A 23,809-nucleotide genomic window follows, 5' to 3' on the forward strand; every position below is an offset into this window, starting at 1 on the left:
GGTCTTTTTTCCTACGAGTCAGGTTTAAGCCTAATTTTCTGTCTGACACATACCCCTTGGGGGTATAATTGATTGCAACATATAATAATATGAATCGACATGAAAGGAGCTGACATGATGGTTAACTCAACGAATAAAGCAATGGATGCATCATCAGAACCTACAACATTGCCCCCTATGGCAGACGCGCCTGGACTGAAGACAACACTTCACATCACGGGCATGACCTGTGCCGCATGTTCGACACGAGTGGAGAAAGGCTTGTCCCGCATGGAGGGTGTGCATCAGGCCAATGTGAACCTTGCGATTGAACAGGCAACCGTTTCATATGATCCGAAGACAACCAACGTGAATGCATTGCGGGATAAAGTAGAAGCACTTGGCTACGGTACGGTGTCTGAATCAGTAGATCTGAACATCACCGGTATGACGTGTGCTGCCTGTTCTGCGCGGATTGAAAAAGGTCTTTCCCGACTACCCGGGGTATCTCAGGCGAATGTGAATCTGGCGCTGGAGACCGGGCATATCGAATATGCCGCGGGCTCATTGAAACCTTCGGATATTACCGCCAAGATTAAGCAAATGGGCTACGGTGCTGAACTGCAATTGACGCAAGAAGAGACTACATCGGTTCGTGAACGTGAGCTGCAACGCAAAAAGTGGAAATGGATGATATCAGCTTTGTTATCAATTCCGTTGCTGTGGGCCATGGTGGGGCATTTCTCGTTCACATCCGGAATCTATGTACCTGAGCTGTTCATGAATCCGTGGTTCCAACTGCTGCTGGCAACACCGGTACAGTTCGTGATTGGGTGGCAGTTCTATGTAGGAGCGTACAAAGCACTACGCAACCGTAGCGCGAATATGGATGTTCTTGTCGCACTGGGTACCAGCGCAGCGTTTTTCTACAGTCTGTATCTGACGTTATCCAGTGGGTACTTGCCTTTTGCGTCGGTGGATCATGGGGCAATGGGAACGGGTACAGCCGCCATGCCTTCGGTAGAACTCTATTATGAGACAAGTGCGATTCTAATTACGTTAATTTTACTGGGAAAATGGTTCGAAGCTGTGGCGAAAGGCCGATCTTCACAGGCGATTAAAAGCTTGATTGAACTGGCTCCACGTGAAGCCCGTGTCATCCGGGATGGACAGGAAGTTATGGTTCCTGCTGCATATGTTGCGGTAGGAGAGCTCGTTCTGGTGAAGCCGGGTGACAGCATACCTGTAGATGGTATCGTTGAGGAGGGGCAATCCTCTGTGGATGAATCCATGCTAAGCGGAGAGAGCCTTCCCGTGGATAAAAAACCGGGAGATGCCGTTACAGGTGCTACGTTGAACAAAAATGGCGTATTACGACTGCGTGCGACACGAGTGGGATCGGACACGGCGTTGTCCCAGATCATCAAAGTGGTAGAGCAGGCGCAGGGTTCCAAAGCACCGATTCAACGAATCGCAGATGTTATATCAGGCATATTTGTTCCGATCGTCGTTGGCATAGCCGCGCTGACATTCCTGATCTGGTATCTGTTTGCAAGTCCGGGTGACTTTGCGGGTTCCCTTGAAAAAGCGATTGCCGTGCTCGTCATTGCCTGTCCATGTGCACTTGGGCTGGCCACGCCGACCTCAGTCATGGCTGGATCAGGCCGTGCCGCTGAGTACGGCATTCTGTTCAAAGGCGGCGAACATCTGGAGTCCGCACAACAGATTCAGACCGTGGTGCTCGACAAAACAGGTACAGTGACTCAAGGTAAACCCGTGCTTACCGACGTTATCACGGCTCCGAATTGGACGGAATCTGATCTGCTTGAGCATGTGGGAGCGGCTGAACAGAGTTCGGAGCATCCGCTGGCAGAGGCGATTGTTGCAGGTATCCGTGCCAAGGGTCTGGAGCTGACCTCAACAGAGAAGTTCGAGAACATACCGGGATATGGTGTGCGAGCTTCAGTACAAGGGCAGGAGATTCTGGTTGGCACACGGCGGTTGCTTGCGGATGCACAGGTGGATGTCTCTGAGGAAACCGTTCAGCAGATGAACCGACTGGAAGAGCAGGGGCGTACAGCGATGCTGGTAGCGGTAGATGGTCAGTGGGCAGGCATTGTGGCAGTGGCTGACACCATTAAGGATACCTCTCGTGAAGCGATCGGTCGTCTTCAGGCGATGGGGATTGATGTGATCATGATCACCGGAGACAATGAGCGGACTGCTCGCGCTGTAGCGGAACAGGCAGGGATAGGTAAAGTGCTGGCTGAGGTTCTGCCCGAAGGTAAAGCTGCGGAAGTGAAGAAACTTCAGGAGAGTGGCCTGAAAGTTGCGATGGTAGGTGACGGCATTAATGATGCTCCGGCACTCGCTACTGCTGACATTGGGATGGCCATTGGAACAGGAACGGATGTAGCGATGGAAGCGGCGGATATTACCTTGATGCGTGGTGATCTGAACAGCATTGCAGATGCGATTGAGATGAGCCGGCGCACGATGGGGAATATCAAACAAAACTTATTCTGGGCACTCGGATACAACGTTATTGGTATTCCCATTGCGGCAGTTGGCTTCTTGGCCCCATGGCTGGCAGGGGCGGCGATGGCGTTCAGTTCCGTGTCGGTTGTCCTGAATGCGCTGCGACTGCAACGCATGAAGCTGAATAGAAATGGCTGACCGGCCCATGTTTACAGAGATATTCAATGCCTCATGGTAACAAAGTGAGGATAATACATGCGCGGTTCGCTGCAGGCGGGCCGTGCTTTTTGTTGAGAAGAAACAGTTTGAATCGTGAGAGAAGTACGGCCTGAATCGTTGGTCTAGATGTCCTTTTCTATGGAGAAAAGTTGGTATTATGCTGTTTTGTGAAAATGGATTAATTACATTCATGAATAAATCTTATATTTTCTGAATATTTCAAAAATGAGTTGACAATATGGTCATATTCACATAAAATTTAAACGATCGTTTGATTCAAACAACTGTTTAAATCAAATTAGAACTATTTTGAGTAATGGAGGACACCTTTTATGTTACAGGCTTTACGTACATTGTTTAAAAAACCGCCAGTGATTGTAGGGATCGTAACAGCACTTATGTTCCAAGTGATCTTTAGCGTGATCTGGATGACCGCATATTCTGGAGTAAATGACCGTACGAAAGAATTAACGGTTGCGATTGTGAACGAGGATGGTGAAATGTCCAAAGGAATTGCGGATTCGCTCGCAGGAACACTGCCTTTCCATACCGTATCCAATCTGAGTGCAGCTGAAGCGTTGGATCAGTTGAATCATCACAAAGTACACATGGTGCTGGATATTCCGGCTGGGTTCAACGAACTGCTTCAGACGGCTGGCTCAACCGCCGAGATTAAATACACCATAAATGAAGCGAACCCGGTTACGATTAAAAGCATGATGCAAGGTGTATCGCAAAGTGTGACAAACACGATTAACAAACAAGCTACAGCACAAGGCGTTCAGACGGTGTTAACTGCTTCAGGTGCGCCTGCCGATCAGGCTGCTGAAGCTGCTGCGAACCTGGCTACCCGAGTGGAAGGGGCAACAACGTCCATCAACCCGGTTAACGGGATGAATAATCAGATGGTGCCGATGATGATGGTACTGGCTTCCTATGTAGGTGCCATGATTATGGGGATGAACCTGCAGACAGCCATGGGTATGCTGTCATCTACCTATTCCCGCTTGACTTTGTTTGGCGCGAGAGTTGTCATTAACGTGGGTTCTGCATTGGTCGTTTCCTTGCTGGGATCATCGCTGATCGTTGCATTGGGCGGACAGATTGCACAAGGATTCGTTGCGTTCTGGTTGTTCCAGGCACTCTTCCTGTGTACGTTCATGTTCTTCTCCCAGTTCTTCCTGATCTGCTTCGGACCGGCAGGAAGTCTGTTCAACATCATCTCACTGTCCTTGCAACTGGTATCTTCCGGTGCTATGGTACCGCGTGAATTGCTGAACAGCTTCTATAGCGGCATTGGACAGTACCTGCCTGCAACATACGCCGTTCAGGGTATTCTGAGCGTGCAATTGGGAGGCCCAGGAGTTCAGTCTGCTGCAGGATCTATCGTCATTGTACTGTTGGTTGCTGTTGCTCTGTCACTGGTTGTGACGTTGTTGAAAAAACAACGCATGCCAGCTGGTGCACCACGCCCGGTTCAAGCACACAACTAATACAACAGATACATGTAACGGCTTCATAAGATAGGACAATAGGATAGGACAAGCACCCCGATGATTTTCATCGGGGTGCTTGGTGTAATATAATAGACAGATGATTCGCTGGCTGCTGTCCTTGAGCTAGAGCGAATGAGATGAACGGACAAGAGGGAGCGGGACGGAATGACGGAACCGGAGTTGGATATCAAAACGAGGATATTGCTTGCAGCCAAGAAGCTTTTTGCACAGCAGGGGTATGACGGGACGAGTGTTCGTCAAATCTGTGATGAGGCGGGTGCGAATGTGTCGCTGGTGTCATACCATTTTGGCGGCAAAGAAAAGGTGTTCGAGGCATTATTTGAACATTTCTTCCCCGATCATATGATGAACTCGTTGGCGGAAGAGTCCATGTCCTCGCCTGTGGAAGGTATCCGACGAATTATTGGTGAAGTTGTGAAGTTCACGATGACAGATCGAGAGATGAGCGATATTGTGCAGCTTGAAATTACACTGCGTACACATCGCACAGCTACCGTATTTCGTTTTCTGGACCCCGTCTGGACACGCGTGAGGGAACTGCTGCAAGAAGGAAAGGACCAGGGATTGTTCCAAATCGAGTCCGTATCTTATGCAATGCTTCAGGTTATGGGTGTGGCTTTGGCACACAAACGGGCCAAGAATTCACGATTTGGCTTTGATTATCAACATATGAATACAGACGAGCTCGCGGAGCAGACCATTGAGTTCGTACTTCGAGGATTGGGAGTGAATCGCCATGAATGAAACCATTGAGTTGATGATGAAACACCGCTCTGTACGAAAATTTAAGCCAGACCCGGTAAGTGATGAGCAGCTTGCAGCCATTGTATCGGCAGGGCAGATGGCTTCTTCTTCAAGCAGTGTACAAGCTTACACCGTGATTGCCGTGACTGAATCGGAGCAAAAAGCCAAGCTGGCTGAATTGGCAGGCAATCAGGCCTACGTCAATGAATGTCCCGTGTTTCTCGTGTGGTGTGCTGACCTATATCGGCTGAGTGATGCTGCGAAACGTCATCTTCCTGAGAAGGAATCGTATGCCGATTCGACCGAGAATTTCATGGTAGCCACGATTGATGCTGCTCTGGCTTCCCAGAATGCCGCTCTTGCAGCCGAATCTCTTGGCTTCGGAATTGTATATATCGGCGGGCTTCGTACTCGGATTGAAGAAGTCGCTGAGCTGTTGGGATTGCCGGAAGGCGTATATCCGGTGTACGGCATGTGTATTGGTGTTGCAGATCAGGAAACAGGAATTCGGCCACGCCTGCCATTGAAAGCCGTTCTGCATCATAATCGCTATAATGCCGAGCAGAGCCTTCAAGGTGTTGAGCAGTATGATGAGACTACAACTGCGTACATGAAAGAACGGACCAATGGAGAACGAACGACCCCATGGTCCGAACTGATGGCGAAGCGCCTGACTGAGCCGGCACGGTTGCAGGTGAGACCGTTCCTGGAAGGCAAAGGATTCCTGAAGCGTTAAGTTGAACGGAAGGTAAAAATTTTGTTCCACTTATATATATGTAGATTAGAAGCCAGTCGGGGTGAAAACGACTGGCTTTTTTGTGTTGTGTGGGCACGGGCAAGTGAGAGTGCTTGCAATTACTTGACTGTAATCAAGTTAAGCCGTAGAAACGCTTTGTATTTTGATAAAAGAGACGGGCGGCCCGTTCGGTTCCCATGCCGGTGATCTCACTCCATGCCTGAATGACTTGTCTGGTCATGGCAGGGTGTGTCATTCGTCCCTGAAACGGCCCTTCGAAGGGCCAAGGTCCGTCGGTCTCGGCCATGACTTGTTCTACTGGATACTGCCGGGCGAGTTCACGAATCTCTTCTTCATAACGAATATCCGGCGTGAAGGAGATGAAATAACCGTTGTCTGCCATGCGTCTTACCGTTTCGCGGGACCCTTTGAACCAGTGGAAGTGCGCGCGTCGGAAATGATTTTGCTCCAGCAGATCACAGACGATATCCGCATCTTCGTATACAGCATGAAGGACAAGCGGTTTGTTATGCTTTTTCGCGAGTTGGATGAACCGTTCAAGCAGCTCGATATACCCGCTCTGATCGAAGCGCTGTCCTGCCTGCTCAGCCTCCAGACGATTGTAATAGGGAAGGCCGACTTCTCCGATGGCTGTGGCTTGTCCCATATGCTTCTCGATCCATTGGAAGAACAGGTCCATCTCTGCAGCGGATGGCAGTTCCTGTTCCGGATGAAAACCGAAGGCCGGATATATGGTGCGTGGATGTTGATTTGCAAGCTCCAGATTGACCTGGGCAGAGGCCAGATTCATGGATACTGCAATGACCGCTTCAACCTGCTGGGACGGAAATGATAGCAGCATCTCGCGTAGTTCGTCAGGGGGATACTGATCCAAGTGAATATGAGCATCAATTAATGGAGCGAAAGCTTGAGAAAGCATGAGGGAAATCCTCCTTGTGTTCATATATAGTTTAATTATGGTACGTCAGATTTCATATAATGGATCACCCATTAAAGGAAAATAATAACTTAAAAACCCGCGCTATTAGGATAGGCGGGCTTTCTGCTGTTCTTCTCTCATCCACTGTGCAATCTGCCGTTTACGTTCAAGGAATGCCGATTCCTCCGTAATTTCTTCCCGTCTGGGGCGATCAAAAGGAACATGTACCTCATGCAACACCGTTGCAGGCCGGTTGGATAATACATAGACCCGATCCGCAAGCAGCAATGCTTCTTCGATATTATGGGTGATGAACAGCACCGAACGACGGTTCTGTTCCCAGATATCGAGCAGCCAGCGCTGCATGTCGCTACGTGTGAGTGCATCCAGCGCGCTGAAGGGTTCGTCCAGCAGCATCAACTCCTGCGGACTAAGCAGGGCGCGCAGGAATGCAGCGCGTTGCTGCATACCGCCCGACAGCATATGCGGGTATGCCTGCTCGAATCCGGCAAGACCCACGCTACTTAACCATTTTCGAGCCTCCGCAAGTGCTTCAGCCCGGGGAGGAGTATCCATAGCTACTTCACCAGCAAGCAGTACATTGTCTTCAATGGTACGCCAAGGGAAAAGGGCAGGCTGTTGTGGCATATAACTGATTTTGCCACGTTGGCCCGTAACATCGTGACCGTTCATGAGCACTTGCCCTTCCTGTGGCTTCAGCAGACCACCGATGATATGGAACAGGGTGCTTTTGCCACAGCCGGATGGCCCAACGATAGCGACAAACTCACCTTGCTTCACAGTCAGGGACAGGCCGTTCAACACCGGTAGCCTGCTCCGTCGTTCACGAAATGATGCATGAACATCCACGACGTCCAGTGCAGGTGGAACCGAAGCAGCAGTCGTATATGTCGGTAGCCCGGAATTAGTCGAGTAAATTTTTTCACCGTGCTTTGGTTCCAATGTGCGTGCTCCCCGTTCAGGCTGGACGTGTTCGTCCTGTTGCTGATTCATATGCTGATCACTTCCTAATATATAGACTTACATGCTTTGTTATCGCTTCTGTGGCCGCCAGCGCACGAGCAGCTTCTCCAGCAACGCGATGAGCAGGAAGAGCAGCAAGCTGAGCGCGACAATAATCATGATTGCCACGAATAAGCGATCTGTGCGATAAGCTGATTTTTGCAGCATCATATAATAACCAATACCCTTGTCTGCACCAATCCATTCGGCAATGATGGCACCCATCACGCTATAGGTAGCGGCAATTTTGACACCGGAGAACACGGAGGGCAGGGCATGGGGTAGTTCCAGCTTCCAGAAGATATGGTGACGTTTCGCACCAGCCATGCGCATATAGTTCATCATCGCTGCATCGGTACGAGTCAAGCCGTCCATCGCAGCTACCGCAACGGGGAAAAAGCAGACTAGTATGATCGTAATCAGCTTAGGCAACAACCCGAATCCGAACCAGATTAACAGGAGCGGCGCGAGCGCGATGGTCGGGATATTTTGACTAAGAATAAGTAAAGGATACAGGGCTGACTTGAGAAAAGGAACTAAATGCAGCACCATTGCAATCAGTAATCCAACCGCTGTGCCGGCCGCGAATCCGATCAGGGTTAACTGAATGGTTGCGGAGGCATGCATGCCAAGCCGATCAGCCTGGGATGCCGCTTCGCGGGCGATATCGGACGGTGCTGGCAGCATCCATTTCTCGATATGGAATAGGGAGACGGCTCCCTGCCATATCGCTATAAAGAGAATAACCGCCACGAAGGGCGGCCATACACTTTTGAAATAAGCATTCATTAGCGGTACTTCTCCGTCAGGGTATCCATGCTGAAGCCAGTAGGGCTATGGGCGATTTTGATCTGAGAGATGATGCTTGGGCTGCCAGCCTCGACGAGTACTTCGTGCATTTTGCGGACAACCTCCAGCAGTTCCTCCAGTTCCCCCTCCATCGTGGTGTCGAGCGGGTTCACCTGATATTTCAGACCAGACTGTTGAATAACTTCAATGGCGCGATCTACATAAGGATAAGAGTTCTCGCCATTTGGCGTTTTCGGAATAACCTGAATGCTAAGTAATGTGCTTGCCATGAGAGATCACGGCTCCTTTCGTGATAAATTGCATGAATTGAACCAGGTTTACACTTATCACTCCGATTGCAGTACCCTCTTCCGATCACTGTTATCTCCGGATTTCTTTAATGAATTCTAATGGAGGAAATCCGGGGATAGCATATGCTTCCGAAGGAGCTTTCTTTCAGAAAGCTTTTAGGTGAGCGCTTCGCTTCTTCAGATGGGTTCTGCACTCTTCGTTCTTGTGTAAAAAAGTTAAACTTAAGCAATTTTTATTGGGGTAAAAACGCGTTCGTATATGCTTTGCTCACGTCGACCTGTTCATCCAGCAGTTTTTTGCTAAACATCCAGTCGGTGTAGTTCTGCCATACTTCCTGTTTCTGTTCTCCCCAGCGCAGGGCGTCATCCGTGTACTTCGGACTCAGCCATTTCTGGCTTGCCAGTACCAGGTCTTTATCCAGATCAGGTACGGCCTTGATCAGAATATTCGCTGCGTCTTCGGGATGATCAATTGCGTATTGATATCCTTCTGAAGTGGCTTTCAGGAATGCTTTCACCAACTCAGGATCGTTCTGAATCGTCTGCTCGTTCGTAACGAGAACAGGCGTGTAGTAATCCAGTGCATCTGAATAATCCTTCACATATAACATGTCGATCGGTTCCCCGCGCAGTTCAGCTTCAATCCCCGTCCAGGCGTAGAAAATCCATGCGAAATCAATATCCCGTTTCACTGCGGTGAAAAAGTCGGCATCACCCATGTTAATGTTTTTCACTTTGGATACGTCGGCGCCTTCGCCTTCCATAATGGATTGCATCACGGCTTCTTCCACAGGCGAACCCCAACCACCATAGGTTTTCCCTTCAAAATCTTTCGGTGATTTGATATTCCGATCCGCCGGAGCAGCGAACCCGGATGTATTATGCTGAATAACTGCTGCGATGGAGACGAGTGGAACCCCTTGTGTACGGGCTTGAGTTACACTTTCCTGATAACTTACGCCAAATGGCACTTCATTGGAAGCAACCATCGTATCGGCGCCGCCGGCACCTGGCTGAACAATCTCCACATTCAAGCCTTCGGCCTTATAAAAACCTTGATCTACGGCCGCATACAAGCCGGTATGATTCGTATTTGGTGTCCAGTCGAGCACCACTTTAACATCCTTGAGGGCTGCGTTGTCACCTTCATTGCTGCTCTCCGTATTCGTGCTGCCGTTCTGTTCAGCCGGGGCAGCTTCTTTACCGCCACATGCGGCCACAGTCACCAGTAGTACACATAAGAGCAACAGTCCCATTGTTTTACGCCATTTCATCTGTGATTCTCTCCTTCGGTATGTCCGGCCAGTGGCACGGGTACTCCTTGGCTTCATATCCAAGCTTCTTGCATAAATCGGCAGATTTATACCAGCTATGATCCGGATAACGTCACTTTTTTTAGCTCTCTGGCTATATAAAAGAACATTAAAAAAAGCGCCCCGTAATCCGGGACGCGTGCAGGCGTTAGAGAGGTGGCGTTCAGCCATAGGGCTGTGCCATTTCGATATACTCCGATTCCTACGCTGGCATGATCCAGATCAGGTCTAAGGGTTAGTATCTTGGTGGGATACACTCTCAGCCGGCCAATTCCGACTCCCCTGGGAAACTATGAAGTTACGGGCATTACTAGGTGTAATTATAGGCCAGAGGCCCAGTCGTGTCCAGTCAGGAACTGGATGGGAACGGATTTCCGGTCATCGTCTATTTGCTTCTAAGCCGCTTCGGTGATTAGTTTTTGATCGTTTGGCCTTGAGCCGAGCAGCTTGATTCATTTAAACAACATAATTTAGGTACAAAAGGAGATAGTACTGCTATACCAATAAATACTTTTACATAAAAATGGGGGAGTACTGAATGATCCTTAAAACCATAATCGCAATGATTCTGTGTTATAGTGCCTACGTTTTCTTCACAGCCTACCTTTTATTTTTGGTTCCGTCTCCATCTGCTATTGAAAATACGGATATGCAAAAATCGTTAACAAGAGGAAGTACAACAGATCGCGTAATGCTCCTGGAGGACGGCTTTCAATCGGGTCAGGTGAGAATCCAGACCATTCGAGAGGCAAAAACAAGCATCGACCTGGCCTATTACTCCATTCAAAAAGGAAAAACATCTCAGCTTTTTTTTGCTGCTTTATTCGATGCGGCTGATCGGGGTGTTCAAGTTCGAATCATTTTAGACGGGATTTTTCACAGCATGCGCGGAGAATTGCGTGATATTCCAGATGCCATTGCAGCTCATCCCAATGTCGAATTAAGATATTATGAACCACTCCACCTATTTATGCCATGGACATGGCATAATCGTCTGCATGACAAGATCCTTCTTGTCGACAACACATATGGAATCATTGGCGGCCAAAATATTGGTGATAAATATATGGCATTGCAACCCCCAAAAGACTATGTTTTTGATCGGGATGTCCTTGTTTACAATGCAAACGATAATACGAACAGCACGGTTGTTGAAATGAAACAATATCTAGATCAGTTATGGAACCATCCATTCACCAAACCAGAAAAACATGCAAAACGTCAGCATCATGCAAAAGGGTTAAAAGAGCTGGCTCAGCTGGCTGATTTATATCAAAAAGCCCAGGCTCAGAGTGATCCTTTTGTGAAAGTGTTGCCCAAGGAATGGGTTCGAGGAGCGCTTCATTCCGACCACGTTGCTTTCATTCACAATCCAATTAAAAGGCTGTATAAAGACCCCATCATGTGGAGGACATTTGTTCATTTCGCCAATCAAGCAAAGTCGAAAGTGTACCTTCAGACGCCATATGCCATTCCTACCAAGAAAATGGAGAAAGCCGTACATCTGTCGATGAATCCAAAAGCAGAATGGGTCATGCTGACGAATTCAATCCAGCAGACCCCTAACCCTTTGGCTTTCGCGGGATACTTAAGCTCTAAGGAACGGTTGCTTGATACCAGTCTGGCCGTATATGAATACGAAGGCCCTTATTCCATACACGGCAAATCATTTGTCATGGATGATTACCTCAGCATGGTTGGTTCGTATAATCTTGATCCCAGATCTGCCTTCCTAAATACCGAATCCGCTGTGGTCATTTACGGTTCTGCATTCGCCAACGAACTAACAGAGGCTATGGATATCAAACGTGCACATAGTACACTTGCGGTTAAAGATGAACATCCAGCAGAATCTACGAATCAGAAAGGCTCTATTTTCAAACGAATAGCAATCACAGCGTTATCCAAACTGTCTTTTCTCTGGAAATTTATGTTGTAGAAAAAATCGTATTCTCTTGAGCTTAACTTTTTCTCCGGTTTATCAAAACTTGAAAATCAGATTTGTTCACGGAATGTTCACTTATGTAGTGGGAGTCATCATCTCTATAATTACGAAGGTAAACAGAGAGGATGAGAGAATTGCCAACGAGCAAGAAGGAACAAATTATTTTCGGCTTAATGATGTGTACAGGAATGGTCCTGGTGATGATGACTTTCAATTTGTGGCACACTGGGATACTTGGCAAGTTGTCCCCGCTTGAGATCCTGTTTCAATTCCTATTGTGTTTTGTCATCGCTTTTCTGGTAGAGTCCTTCATTGTTGGCCCAGTAGCGAGAAAAATTGCATTTTCCTTACCTTTTGACAAGTCCAACAAGATTCTTGGTGTGCTGGTCATGTCATTTTTTATGGTGATTGGCATGGTCCTGATCATGTCTTTGTACGGAATGATTTCAGCGTATCTTGCGGACCAATTAAATGTGGTATCCGTACTTGGTACGTACCTGCATACAATCGCTCGTAATTTCAGTCTGGCACTTCCATATCAGTTGATCATTCTAGGGCCGCTCGTACGATATGTATTCGGTAAATTCATCAAGAGCAACGGGCATATAATGCCTACTGTTAACAAAAGTGTGTAATTCCGATGGCCTTAAAGTATTTCCTGGGCAATCTTGTGCAAATGAATAGATCGTAACGAATCGAGAACACTTTATTAAGTCGGTTCTTGGGGAATGAAAAATCTAACGAATCTCAGCGGCGTTAATATGCAAAAAAATGCAACAAGACCTTGATTTGAAGCTGCTTATCTACAATAACTTCTCTAAGGTTCGTTAGATTTCGAACATACAGAAATGGAGCGGAATAGCGTGTGCTGGGTTCGTAAAAAACAGAGTAACGCTACCAAAAATGTCTACCGTCAAGTCATGACAGTAGACATTTCGATTTCTTTAATAGGTAATTCTGATTCTATCGCTCTGGACTGTATCACCCATAGCTGTTAAGTCGCTGGATCGACCAAATGTTTGTTCTGCCACTGGTACGTGATCACGCTAATGACAAGCAGGCCAACTGCAAAGATAGCAAGCATCCATGCGGATTGATTAACCGCCAGATGATCAAGACTCCATCCCGTGGTCAAAGGCAAAATGGCACCGCCAACCCCACCTGAGGCAATCAAAATGCTAGGTGTGGATTCTTCGGTTCCAGGCAGCAGTTTACTGGCGAAGACTAGGGCAATCGAGAAAATGCCTGACATGGCAAGTCCGAGTAGCAAGATGATGAGAAACGCAGACCAGATTTGGTCTGTAAATGGAAACACCATTAACAAAAGCACAGATGCAAGACAACTGTACAGCACATAGACGCGGTACTGGAATTTCTCTGCGATATATCCCGCGAAGAGTCGTCCTACAGACATGGCAATCCAGAAGCAGGTGACACTAAGCGCTGCTCCGGCTTCCTTCATGTTCATTTTCTCAATCAGGATCGCTGGCATGAAGTTTGCAAGGCTCATCTCAGTGCCAACATAAAGGAAGAAGAACAGGACGAACAGAACCAGAAGAGTCAGGTTGCGTCCACGATAGGTTGGGCCGGGTATACGGGTATCTGCGGAATGCGGTTCACCTGATGCACTGGCAGTGTGAGTGTGTCTCGAAGCATCGGCTGGCTTCCGTCGCTCCAGAACCTTGTCCAGCTCACCGAATGATCCTTTCGCCCAGAAAGCAAAGGTCAGCGCTGCGCAGATCGCAACAACGAGAAAGGATAAACGCCAGTATCCGGCAGCAATCAGACCGCTGGCCATGAGCGGCATGACCATCGCTCCGATCCCGAATAACACTTCCAGTCGGCTCATGGCAACAGCAGTATTGTCTTTGATTGCAGCGATGATAATGGTGCCAATGACAGCTTCAACCATTCCGAATCCGAAACCGGCAGCGGGTGCGATGACGTACATCCAGCCCCATGGCGGCAACAGCATGTAGGATAATTCTGCGATACAGAGCAATGCTGTTGCGATTAACAGGCCTCCCCTTTTACCAAAGCGTCGGTTCAGCCACGGAGATAACAATACACCGCCCAGGAATCCGGCAAATTGAGCGAAGATCAATGTCCCGCCCTGGCTATAATCTTTGCCGTAATGTTCCAGTGCAACGGGCAGAATGGAACCAAGCACAACGTGGGCAAGTCCAATGAGGAAATAGGAGAGACACCCGATCCAAAGTAATTTTTTCATAAAGAACTCCTTCTACATATATACATAAATTGAGGATCACAATAAAGCGCAACCATGAAGACAAAGTCTATCATAACAGGACAGGTTACGTTGTGCCATGAATTCCTGATCGATACAAAAGGTTGCAATCTGGTCTATCGTTCGTATATACTGAGACACAACAATTACAGATCGGACCATGCCGTTGATGAGCATCCAACTCGGAGGCGTTTTCGCCAGGGGAGCGATATTTCCCCAAGTTAACCGGAACCGCCCGTTATCGCGGACCAAGAGGCTGGAAGCAGGATATCCTGATTCAGCAAGTTGGGTGGCACCGCGAGCAGAGCGCTCCTCGTCCCAAGGGATGAGGGCGCTCTTTGTATTTTTACAGCCAAAGGAGACGGTGACCATGTTGGAAATGAAGTGGATTCGGGCACACGCAGAAGAGGTTCAGGCGGCAGCAGACGGGAAAAAAATCAAGATTAACATTCGCACATTGCTGGAGCGGGATGAGGAACGCAGAGCACTTTTGCAGGAATCGGAAGAAGGGCGCAGATTACGCAATACGTTATCCGCAGACATCGGCAGACTCATGCAAGCCGGGAATCGGGAAGAGGCCGATGGTTTGCGGGCGCAGGTGAAACAGATCAATGAACAGTTGGAACAGGTGGAAGCGAAGCTCGCCCCTGTGCAGGAGGAAGTAACCAGGCTGCAATGGCTGGTACCTAATATCGTATCCCCGGATACCCCGAAAGGCACGTCGGATGAGGATAATGTGGAATTGCGACGTGTGGGAGAGGTTCCAACGTTCGAGTATACCACCAAAGATCACGTGGAACTTGGGGAGTTGCATGATCTGATCGATATTCCCCGTGGCGTTAAGATTGGTGGTACAAGAAGCTATGTATTGAACGGCGCTGGCCTGTTATTACATCGGGCAGTACAGCAACTGGCGCTGGATCTGTTGCTGAAGCACGGCTTTACACCAATGGAGGTTCCGCTGATGGTCAGGGAGGATGCGCTGGTGAACACCGGATTCTTCCCAACGGGTCGGGATCAGGTCTACGAACTCGAAGGGGAGAACAAGTGGCTGGTGGGGACTTCTGAAGTGCCGCTTGTCTCGTATTATGCGGATGAGATTGTCGATGTGAAGGAGCCGGTGAAGCTGGCCGCGGTATCGACGTGTTTCCGTAGTGAGGTTGGCTCCGGCGGACGTGATGTACGCGGATTGTACCGTGTGCATCAGTTTGCCAAAGTCGAGCAGGTCATTCTCTGTGCCCCTGATGCGGAAGAATCGGAGCGCATGCTGCAAGAGATTACGGGACACGCTGAGGAATTGCTGCAATTACTTGAACTGCCGTATCGTGTTGTCGCCGTGTGCACCGGAGATATGTCGCAGAAAACGTACAAACAGTATGACATCGAGACCTGGATGCCGAGCCGTGGTGCATATGGGGAAACCCATTCGTCGTCGAATCTGCATGATTTTCAGGCTCGCCGTTCGAATATTCGTTGCCTGGATGCCGAGGGTAAGTTGGCCTATTGTCACACGCTGAATAATACGGCGGTGGCATCGCCGCGTATCCTGATTCCGTTGCTTGAGAATCATCAGCAAGAGGATGGAAGCATTCGCATTCCGGTAGCCCTGCGGCCCTATATGGGAGGCGTGGAGAGCTTGATTTTGCCAGAGCAGGATGAAGTGAAGTAGAGAGGTTATGTGACGCTTTAGGCACTAGAAGAGGGGATGTTCCACACGTCTTGTAAAATGACGAGGGACATCCCCTTTTAAGCGGTACCATTTTTTAATCAATCCATCCCCTAAAATTTTGTGCCAAATTTAACTGATCTGTTAATGCTCGGACCTAAGATATAGCTTACTTTCTTGATCACTAAATTTCTTCGTTTATGTAAGTAGATAAAATTATTTTAAAATGTTAACGCAGCTTCCATTCACGCTCGTTAATGATTTCAATTTGTCCAGATTCAAGGGCCTTTTTGAAACGATTGCGGGCTGTTTTCATCAATAGAACCATTTCGTCTTCAGGACGAATCATGGTGGATGTCGAAGTGACGATAGCTTTCATACGTTTACGATTATTTTTAGGTGAAACCATATCAAGCAAATTCTTTTCGATCATACATATCCCACCCCCATCTTTTAGGTTTATTAAAACAGTATTACGCGACCTTCCCATATTATACAATGAAAATCATGAATTGTTCCAAGACTCCCACTTGCGTTATTCAACTTTATGCCAATCATATCCGATATAATATAATAGAAGTAAAATATTGGATTATGGGAGATGGAGATAGAAATGAGTAGAATCAAACTGGCGCTTCGAGGCACGCTTGCTCTAATTATGGCATTAACAATACTTGTCCCTTCGTTGGCCTTGGCGGCTACAGGTGATGTGACATCGATTGAAATAACCAATAACAGTCCGCAGAAGATGAGTGTATCCGAAACAGCTACACTTCAGGTGATGGCCACAGTAGAAGGTTTTGATAATAAGCAGGATGTTACCGAAGGCGTGACTTGGTCCATGAGTAATGCAGCAGTTGCAACGATGGTGAAAGGCAAAGTCAAGGCTGTGGCCGCAGGCGAAGCAACCATTTTTGCAGAAGTAGACGGGGTTAAGGCCCAGTTGGTTGTGCAAGTTCAGGAGAAGATCAAAAGCATCAAAGCTTCACCAAACTCCTATAATTTTGTTAAAGGCAGTGAAAACACCCTCCCGAAAGTAAGCATTACACGTGCGAACGGAAAGGTAGAGGATGTGACGTCTGAGATTGTATGGTCGGTATCAAGTAGCGCGGCTGTGCTGGAAAACGGTAAAATCAAAGGCGTTACGCCAGGCAGAGTATTGCTTCAAGGCAAATACGGAACAACGATTGTGAAAGTGCCCGTTGCTGTGACGGACGAAATTACCAAAGTTGAGGTTACACCTGCATCTATGCAGCTGAACATCAAGAAGTCCAAAGCGTTGAAGGTGATTGGCACCTATGCAAACGGCAAGACGATCAACCTTTCGAAACAAGTGATATGGACCTCTTCCAATACAAATGTAGCTATCGTAAAAAATGGAGCAGTCAAAACGCTGACTGAAGGAAAAGCCACCTTGACAGGAACTTATCAAAATCAGACAATAAAGGCAGAGGTTACCGTTGTACCTTTGCTCAAAAAGCTAATTTCAGGTCAGAAAAAACTGGTTTTATCCCCACAGGGAAGTACAACGCTGAGTGTGATGGCCCAGTATGATACGGGTAAAACCACTGTTGTGACTGACAGTGCGGTGTGGAGTAGCACAAAGCCGAGCGTAGCGACAGTAACGAATGGCAAGATTGTAGCTGTAGGCAAAGGTAAAACATCCATAACGGCCAAGTGGGGCAACAAAAAAGTGACCATCCCTGTTACGGTAAAATAAATCTTTATATAATGAAGCACTTTGCATCAATCCAAAAATTCAGTACATCATCACGTTAAATAGCATTATATGATCAAGGGTATCAGACAATTAGGGGCGTAGACATACGCTCCTTTTTGGATATATAGAAATAGGGATCTGGAATGCCTTCTGTTTTAACAACAATATAACGGGAATGGGTGGATGAATATGAAAGCATCGATTATAAGCTCAGACCCTAACTCTAGTGATCTGGCTTACCTGAAATATCTTCTTCTATCCCTAAGTTCCATACTTACATTTCAACGGAGTACTACGATTGAATGCATGAAGCAACGCACCTATGAAAAATACAGAGAAGGTTACCATTTAAGATGTCATGTGGAAGAGGAGATACCTGAATGACAGATCCAATGCAACCGGAAAACTGGCCTGCCTGGGCGACAGAGTCGGTAGAGATCGCTCCGCCCAATCCGAATTGGGACTTGCAGGCTCAGGAAGAAATTCGGCAACTTCAACACCTTTTAGAGCAATTTAATATCCATCAATTCGAACATATTGGAAGTACATCCATACCAGGGTTACCCGCCAAACCCATTATTGATCTGATGGCAGAGGTTCAGTCATGGGATGACATGGATCGGATTGCCGATCAGTTGAATCCGTTGGGCTGGAACTACGTTCCGCCTGAACTGGATGGTCGGGATTATAGACGATTCTGGGTGAAGGTTAAGGATGGCAAGAGAGCTGTACACCTTCATCTGATGCGCCCGGGAGAAGAACGTTGGAATCGTCAAATGCAGTTTCGGGATGTGCTCAGAAAACGCCCTGATCTGGTGGAAGCTTACGCCACCCTTAAGATGAAGCTTGCTGATGAGAATAAGGAAGACAGGGAATCGTATACCGCTGCCAAAACGCAATTTATTTTACAAGTGCTTGATGAAGGCGTGTGATTGATTGAAAATCGTACTTATCAGAGACAGGCTGATCTATTTCTTCGCAGTCATGATGACCATGGCGGCAGGACTCGCATCCAGACACTATGGTGAACGATTGCCGGGTTGGGTGTACGAACATTTCGGGGATGCATGTTGGGCGGGTATGATTTATTTCGGAGTACGCATGGTGTGGCCTCGTCGCAGTTTGGTATGGGCGATGTGTTTGAGCTGTGCATTCAGCTGGATGATTGAGTTCTCACAGTTGATTCAGACGCCTTGGCTGATTGAAATACGTTCAACCGTATGGGGTGCACTTATTTTGGGACATGGTTTTCTGGTGATCGATCTGATTCGATATATGGTCGGTATTCTATGCATGGTTATGATCGATCGTTATTTCCTGAGAAATAAGATGGGTGGAACCTGAACTCAAGTGAATCATGGAGGTATGCTGAATGAATGTAGAAAAACTTTTTGCCGAATCACCCGAATTCGAAACACAGCGCTTAAGACTGAGACGTCTTACGATGGATGATCTTGACGAATATTATGCGTTTGCCTCTGATCCAAGGGTGAGTCAGCAAAGCTTGTGGAATTGCCATGAGACGGTTGAAGATTCCATTCAATATATTCAACGGGTACTGGATAATTATGAACGGAAAACGGTCCATATCTGGGCTTTTGTCCTGAAGGAAACAGGGACGTTAATCGGGAGAGGTGGCATTTTTCATCTCAACGAAGACATGCAAAGTGCTGAATTGGGATACGGGATAGCCAGCAGTCAATGGGGCAAGGGGCTCGCTGTAGAAGCGATGCAACCCATCGTGGATTATTGTTTTCAGGAACTGGACTGCAACCGGCTGGAAGGGAAATGTAATGCAGGCAACATAGGCTCAGCACGTGTCATGGAGAAACTGGGCATGTCGTATGAAGGTTTGCTGCGTAAACAGTTGAAGATCAAAGGTATCTTTACAGATCAAAAAATGTACTCCCGTATCCGGGATGATCTATAATATTTCCAACGACACATAGGGTACATCGCAGAAAATGAAGGAGGCGGAACCATGATCTACAGTATTATTTCCCGTTCATTGTGGGAGGAAGTGTCCAAGGGCAGTGAGTATGCACCAGACAGCCTGGAGACAGACGGATTCATTCATTGTTCCACCAAGGAACAGATTCCATGGGTAGCCGGGCAATATTATGCAGGTTGCACGGATCTGTTATTGCTTAGTATTGATGAGAAGGCGTTAAAGCCGGAACTGGTGTATGAAGATCTATACGGATTGAATGAACTATTTCCACATATTTATGGAGAACTTAATTTGGATGCGGTACGTAAAGTCATTCCATTTGAACCGAATGCTGATGGTACATTCTCATTTCCTGAATAAAGGCAAGTGACGTATCGGGATGAACGTGATCAGGGCGATATTACTTTTTTCGAAGGGTGGTTAACGGATGGATATGAATCAGGTTTTTCTGGAAACGGCGGAGAAGCAATTTCTGTATTACAAGCAGCTCGGGGAAAAAGCTATGGCGCAACTGGAGTCCGAGCAGTTGTTTCAATCCTGGAATGAAGACGCGAACAGCATCGCGGTGATTGTAAAACATCTCTGGGGCAATATGCTGTCCCGTTGGACAGATGTACTGACAACAGATGGAGAGAAACCTTGGCGTGAACGGGATGCCGAATTCGTGAATGATATTGCTTCCCGGGAAGAGTTGATTGCCAAATGGGAGGAAGGCTGGACGTGCCTACTCGAAGCCATTCGTTCATTTACCCCGGAACAATTGTCTCATATCATATATATTCGCAATGAAGGGCATACCGTCATGGAGGCCATTATTCGGCAATTGGCGCACTATCCATATCATGTCGGACAGATGGTATTTGCCGCAAAAATGCTTAAAGAAACAGCGTGGGACAGTCTCTCGATCCCGAGAAACGGATCTGCTCAATATAATGGCGGCAAATTTGCCAAGCCAAAGGCACGCAAACATTTTACAGAAGATGAACTTCATATCGAAAAAGGTGAGGAACAACAATGACTGAAATTGCACTGATTCGCCATGGAAGCACAGCGTGGAATAAGGAAAAACGTTCTCAGGGCCAGACGGACAATCCGCTGGATCAGGAGGGAAGGGAACAAGCGGTTTTACTTGCAACGAGACTGGCAGAGGAATCATGGGATGCCATCTATGCAAGTGACTTGGAACGTGCAAGTGAGACGGCTCGCATCATTGGTGATCGCTTGGGCATTCAGGAGATCCATCTGGACTCCAGACTTCGCGAGATGGGCGGAGGACAGGTCGAAGGAACGACGGAAGAGGAACGGTTAGCCAAGTGGGGAGCGGACTGGAGTACCCTGGATCTGGGACGGGAGCTTGCAGATGCAGGGACTGTTCGAGGCAGTGCAGTGCTTGAAGAGATTGTACAGCAGCATCCTGATGGCAAAGTAATCGTGGTCAGTCACGGAGCCGTCCTGCGGAATACATTACGAGGTCTGGTGCCTGAGCTTGATATTAGCGTGAAGCTGTCCAATACATCCATTACGCGGATTGCCAAGAAAGATGATACATGGCAATGCGAACTGTACAATTGCAGCGTGCATTTGAATTCGTCCAAGGATGCACAATAGATGGATGCTCTGACGTTAAAGCAAAAATTGCAGCATATCCAGTCAGCTAATCGGTCCATAGACCATGTGGAACAACCTTACGAATTGGCGCTGCATATGATGAAACATATTGGCAGTCCTGACCCTGTCCTGCGGGATGAATTGATCTATATTACGTTTGCAACCTGGATTGGAAAGGGTGTATTTACGGAAGACGAGCTGAGGCATCTGTTGCAGTTGGCTCTGGATGATCAGCACCTCTTCCATGGCATCGGAGAGCAGGGAACGGACAGTGTGTTTACACGGACGTTCTCCATATTGTTACTGCCTCCAATCCTGAATCTGGATCGTGAGAAACCTTTCCTGAACAAGGTGGATATCGCAGGGATTCATCATCGGTCGATTACATATCTGGCATGTGAAAAAGATCTTCGCGGCTATGTCGATGATAAGGGCTGGGCGCATGCCCCCGCACATGCGGCGGATGCGGTTGAAGACCTGGCTCAGTCACCATATCTGGAGCGAATGGAACTGCTGGAACTTCTGCATACAATCAGTCGGAAAATAACCGAATCAAGTGACGTTTACATCCATGATGAAGATCAGCGAATAGCGCATGCTGTAGTGACCATTCTTCGTCGCAATCTGCTGGAGCAAAAAGATATTACGTTGTGGATCGATTCCCTTCATCAAGAAACTAAGGCAGTAAACAGATCATTTCTGGATACCAGTCATAGGGACCTGAATGTGCGTCTGTTTTTGCAGACACTGTATCTTGCGATACGTACAGAAGAAGACGAGCCGTTTCCGGCGGTTCGTTCACTAGTATTGCTGACATTGGAGAGAGATAAATAACGATACGCTAAACGTGTGGACAGAGGGGAGATCGCGCATGAGCGAATTACCGTATGCTTGGACAAAGGAGATTTTGTTTCCGCTGGGTGAGACAGCCGTTATCATCGATTGCGGGGATCACTTGTCTGTCGCGGTACAGCGCAGAGTGGCGTCTGTATGTGCTTTGCTGGAAAAAAGAACTCTGCCTGCCATGATCGAATGGGTGCCTTCATACACATCCGTTACACTATTTTATAATCCGTTCATCTCCCCGTACCCCGAGTTGTGCCGCGCTTTGCTTCAACAGTTGAACCAAATGAAGGAATCCGTACAAGACAAGCCCAGAACGGTCACGATTCCCGTATGTTACGGTGGCGAATGGGGGCCTGATCTGAACTATGTTGCCAGTGAGCATGGACTGACCTCAGAGGACGTTATTGCAATTCATACATCCGGGGATTATCTGGTCCATATGATTGGATTTGCCCCAGGTTTTCCGTATCTCGGTGGGTTATCTGAACGGATTGCTACGCCCAGACGGGCAACGCCAAGGCTTCGGGTAGAGGCCGGTACAGTTGGGATTGGGGGCAAACAGACAGGAATCTATCCGCTAGATACACCCGGAGGATGGCAATGTATTGGACGAACGCCCCTCCGGTTGTTTCGGCCGGATGAGAAGGTACCAAGTTTGCTGGCAACAGGTGATCGGGTTCGATTTGAACAGATTACGAAGCAGGACTATCTGGCGTTGAAGCGGATGGAGGATGAACGATGAGTGTCGAAGTGATTCGTCCTGGGCTGTTATCTACCATTCAGGATGAAGGCAGAACCGGCTATCGCCGGTATGGTATTCATCCTGGCGGCGTCATGGACACCTTTGCAGCCAGAGCCGCCAATATGCTTGTGGGCAATCCCCGAAATGCAGCACTGCTGGAGATGACGATGACGGGGCCGGAGCTTCGATTTCAGGAGAGCCAGCTAGTCTCATTATGTGGGGGGGATCTGACAGCAACGGTGGATCATCTGCCTGTACCTTTGTGGCGTCCTGTGCTGGTGCGGGCTGGAAGTGTAATGAAATTTGGCCCGTGTCGTCATGGCTTGCGTTGTTATCTGGCGTTAGCGGGTGGAATAGCTGCACCGGAAGTGATGGGCAGTCGAAGTACAGATCTTAAGACAGGTATTGGCGGTTTGGCAGGAAGACCCCTGCGTGTGGCAGACCTGTTATCTACAGGTGAACCTTCTGGTGAAGCACAAGTATGGATGAAGCGTATGGAGCAGCAGGTAGAAGAAAGTGAGCGGGGCCGCCGAATATTGGCGCCTGCGTGGTTCTTATCTGAACGTGAAAGACCTGACTATTATGGGAGAGCTGTTATTCGTGTGATGGAGAGCAAGGACAGCTCGCTGTTCAGCGAGGCGAGTCTGGGACATTTCTATGCCGAAAAATACGTAATCTCTCCGCAATCCGATCGGATGGGCTATCGCCTGCAAGGCTCCAGACTGGAGTTGAATCAGCCGCTGGATCGGCTGTCAGAAGCCGTTACCTATGGCACGGTGCAGGTGCCACCCGATGGTCAGCCGATCATCTTGATGGCAGACCATCAGACGATTGGAGGTTATCCTGTCATAGCACAGGTAGCTCAGGTGGATATGCCAATCCTGGCTCAGGCTAGGCCGGGAACCCGAATTTCTTTTGCACAGATTACGCATGATCAAGCCCGACAGTTGTACATGGAACAGGAGATCAATATGCAGCTCATGGATAAGCTGATACGCAGAAGAATGGCAGGAATGGAGGGCGCTCAATGAATA

The 23,809-nt window shown here is 48.0% G+C and carries 24 protein-coding genes and 1 riboswitch; of the genes, 17 read left to right on the forward strand and 7 right to left on the reverse strand.

Translation table 11 applies throughout. The features are described 5' to 3' along the window. Positions 1–177 precede the first annotated feature (177 nt). The 4 genes from MKX40_RS02250 to nfsA all read left to right on the forward strand — a co-directional run bounded on the left by MKX40_RS02250 (position 178) and on the right by nfsA (position 5,673). The gene (locus MKX40_RS02250; protein ID WP_339242883.1) at positions 178–2,655 is read left to right on the forward strand and encodes a heavy metal translocating P-type ATPase; all 2,478 of its coding nucleotides are present in this window, start codon (positions 178–180) and stop codon (positions 2,653–2,655) included. A gap of 353 nt (positions 2,656–3,008) precedes the next feature. Then, the gene (locus MKX40_RS02255) at positions 3,009–4,169 is read left to right on the forward strand and encodes an ABC transporter permease (RefSeq protein WP_339239236.1); all 1,161 of its coding nucleotides are present in this window, start codon (positions 3,009–3,011) and stop codon (positions 4,167–4,169) included. A 168-nt stretch (positions 4,170–4,337) separates the two neighbouring features. Next, positions 4,338–4,937, forward strand: coding sequence for a TetR family transcriptional regulator (locus MKX40_RS02260; RefSeq protein ID WP_091018425.1), 600 nt, complete (start codon positions 4,338–4,340; stop codon positions 4,935–4,937). Further along, the gene (nfsA, locus tag MKX40_RS02265) at positions 4,930–5,673 is read left to right on the forward strand and encodes an oxygen-insensitive NADPH nitroreductase (RefSeq protein WP_339239237.1); all 744 of its coding nucleotides are present in this window, start codon (positions 4,930–4,932) and stop codon (positions 5,671–5,673) included. The genes MKX40_RS02260 and nfsA overlap by 8 nt, the downstream gene beginning before the upstream one ends. A 133-nt stretch (positions 5,674–5,806) precedes the next feature. On the opposite strand, the gene MKX40_RS02270 is transcribed toward nfsA, so the two are convergent. From MKX40_RS02270 to MKX40_RS02290, 5 genes are all read right to left on the reverse strand, one after another. After that, complete coding sequence (locus MKX40_RS02270) at positions 5,807–6,613, reverse strand: TatD family hydrolase (protein WP_339239238.1); 807 nt, start codon at positions 6,611–6,613, stop codon at positions 5,807–5,809. A gap of 105 nt (positions 6,614–6,718) precedes the next feature. Beyond that, positions 6,719–7,627, reverse strand: a complete 909-nt coding sequence (locus MKX40_RS02275) for an ABC transporter ATP-binding protein (protein ID WP_339239239.1) — start codon at positions 7,625–7,627, stop codon at positions 6,719–6,721. Between the two features lie 39 nt (positions 7,628–7,666). Beyond that, positions 7,667–8,425 carry an ABC transporter permease gene (locus MKX40_RS02280; protein ID WP_339239240.1) on the reverse strand — a complete coding sequence of 253 codons (759 nt, stop codon included), beginning with the start codon at positions 8,423–8,425 and terminating at the stop codon, positions 7,667–7,669. Then, positions 8,425–8,715 carry an MTH1187 family thiamine-binding protein gene (locus MKX40_RS02285; RefSeq protein ID WP_105601532.1) on the reverse strand — a complete coding sequence of 97 codons (291 nt, stop codon included), beginning with the start codon at positions 8,713–8,715 and terminating at the stop codon, positions 8,425–8,427. Before MKX40_RS02285 ends, MKX40_RS02280 begins: the two co-directional genes overlap by 1 nt. A 254-nt stretch (positions 8,716–8,969) precedes the next feature. Next, a complete protein-coding gene (locus MKX40_RS02290; protein WP_339239242.1) occupies positions 8,970–10,010 on the reverse strand; it encodes an ABC transporter substrate-binding protein in 1,041 nt (346 codons plus the stop codon). Between the two features lie 220 nt (positions 10,011–10,230). Further along, positions 10,231–10,343, reverse strand: a riboswitch (TPP riboswitch). A 244-nt stretch (positions 10,344–10,587) separates the two neighbouring features. Here MKX40_RS02290 and MKX40_RS02295 point away from each other — a divergent pair. Both MKX40_RS02295 and MKX40_RS02300 read left to right on the forward strand, forming a co-directional pair. Further along, on the forward strand, positions 10,588–11,988 hold the full coding sequence (locus MKX40_RS02295) for a phospholipase D family protein (protein ID WP_339239243.1): 1,401 nt from the start codon (positions 10,588–10,590) through the stop codon (positions 11,986–11,988). A 206-nt stretch (positions 11,989–12,194) separates the two neighbouring features. Continuing rightward, a complete protein-coding gene (locus tag MKX40_RS02300; RefSeq protein WP_339239244.1) occupies positions 12,195–12,629 on the forward strand; it encodes a hypothetical protein in 435 nt (144 codons plus the stop codon). A gap of 359 nt (positions 12,630–12,988) precedes the next feature. Here the strand turns inward: MKX40_RS02300 and MKX40_RS02305 are convergent, their stop codons facing one another. Further along, the gene (locus tag MKX40_RS02305) at positions 12,989–14,224 is read right to left on the reverse strand and encodes an MFS transporter (protein ID WP_339239245.1); all 1,236 of its coding nucleotides are present in this window, start codon (positions 14,222–14,224) and stop codon (positions 12,989–12,991) included. Between the two features lie 388 nt (positions 14,225–14,612). Here MKX40_RS02305 and serS point away from each other — a divergent pair, with 388 nt between their 5' ends. After that, positions 14,613–15,911, forward strand: coding sequence for a serine--tRNA ligase (gene serS, locus MKX40_RS02310; RefSeq protein ID WP_339239247.1), 1,299 nt, complete (start codon positions 14,613–14,615; stop codon positions 15,909–15,911). Positions 15,912–16,137: 226 nt separating this feature from the next. Here serS and MKX40_RS02315 read toward each other — a convergent pair whose 3' ends face one another. Continuing rightward, positions 16,138–16,341: a hypothetical protein gene (locus tag MKX40_RS02315; protein ID WP_339239248.1), complete on the reverse strand. Its 204-nt coding sequence runs from the start codon at positions 16,339–16,341 to the stop codon at positions 16,138–16,140. A 180-nt stretch (positions 16,342–16,521) separates the two neighbouring features. Between MKX40_RS02315 and MKX40_RS02320 the strand changes: the two genes are divergently transcribed. From MKX40_RS02320 to MKX40_RS02365, 10 genes are all read left to right on the forward strand, one after another. Further along, on the forward strand, positions 16,522–17,628 hold the full coding sequence (locus MKX40_RS02320; RefSeq protein WP_339239250.1) for an Ig-like domain-containing protein: 1,107 nt from the start codon (positions 16,522–16,524) through the stop codon (positions 17,626–17,628). 380 nt (positions 17,629–18,008) lie between these two features. Next, entirely contained in the window at positions 18,009–18,560 is a 552-nt protein-coding gene (locus MKX40_RS02325; protein ID WP_339239251.1) for a GrpB family protein, read from the forward strand. A gap of 4 nt (positions 18,561–18,564) precedes the next feature. Beyond that, positions 18,565–18,972 (forward strand): DUF2809 domain-containing protein, encoded by a 408-nt coding sequence (locus tag MKX40_RS02330; RefSeq protein WP_339239252.1) that lies wholly within the window; start codon positions 18,565–18,567, stop codon positions 18,970–18,972. Positions 18,973–19,000: 28 nt separating this feature from the next. Continuing rightward, the gene (locus MKX40_RS02335; RefSeq protein ID WP_339239253.1) at positions 19,001–19,558 is read left to right on the forward strand and encodes a GNAT family N-acetyltransferase; all 558 of its coding nucleotides are present in this window, start codon (positions 19,001–19,003) and stop codon (positions 19,556–19,558) included. A gap of 51 nt (positions 19,559–19,609) precedes the next feature. After that, positions 19,610–19,939, forward strand: coding sequence for a DUF952 domain-containing protein (locus tag MKX40_RS02340; protein ID WP_339239254.1), 330 nt, complete (start codon positions 19,610–19,612; stop codon positions 19,937–19,939). Between the two features lie 67 nt (positions 19,940–20,006). Further along, positions 20,007–20,597 carry a DUF1572 family protein gene (locus MKX40_RS02345; RefSeq protein ID WP_339239255.1) on the forward strand — a complete coding sequence of 197 codons (591 nt, stop codon included), beginning with the start codon at positions 20,007–20,009 and terminating at the stop codon, positions 20,595–20,597. After that, positions 20,594–21,187 (forward strand): histidine phosphatase family protein, encoded by a 594-nt coding sequence (locus MKX40_RS02350; RefSeq protein ID WP_339239256.1) that lies wholly within the window; start codon positions 20,594–20,596, stop codon positions 21,185–21,187. The genes MKX40_RS02345 and MKX40_RS02350 overlap by 4 nt, the downstream gene beginning before the upstream one ends. Beyond that, positions 21,188–22,021: a DUF2785 domain-containing protein gene (locus MKX40_RS02355; RefSeq protein ID WP_339239257.1), complete on the forward strand. Its 834-nt coding sequence runs from the start codon at positions 21,188–21,190 to the stop codon at positions 22,019–22,021. It begins immediately after the preceding gene. Positions 22,022–22,058: 37 nt separating this feature from the next. Further along, complete coding sequence (gene pxpB / locus MKX40_RS02360) at positions 22,059–22,775, forward strand: 5-oxoprolinase subunit PxpB (RefSeq protein ID WP_339239258.1); 717 nt, start codon at positions 22,059–22,061, stop codon at positions 22,773–22,775. After that, a complete protein-coding gene (locus MKX40_RS02365) occupies positions 22,772–23,806 on the forward strand; it encodes a biotin-dependent carboxyltransferase family protein (protein ID WP_339239259.1) in 1,035 nt (344 codons plus the stop codon). Before pxpB ends, MKX40_RS02365 begins: the two co-directional genes overlap by 4 nt. Positions 23,807–23,809: the final 3 nt, after the last annotated feature.

It is taken from the genome of Paenibacillus sp. FSL R5-0517 (assembly GCF_037974355.1).
In the GTDB taxonomy this organism is placed as follows: Bacteria; Bacillota; Bacilli; order Paenibacillales; family Paenibacillaceae; genus Paenibacillus.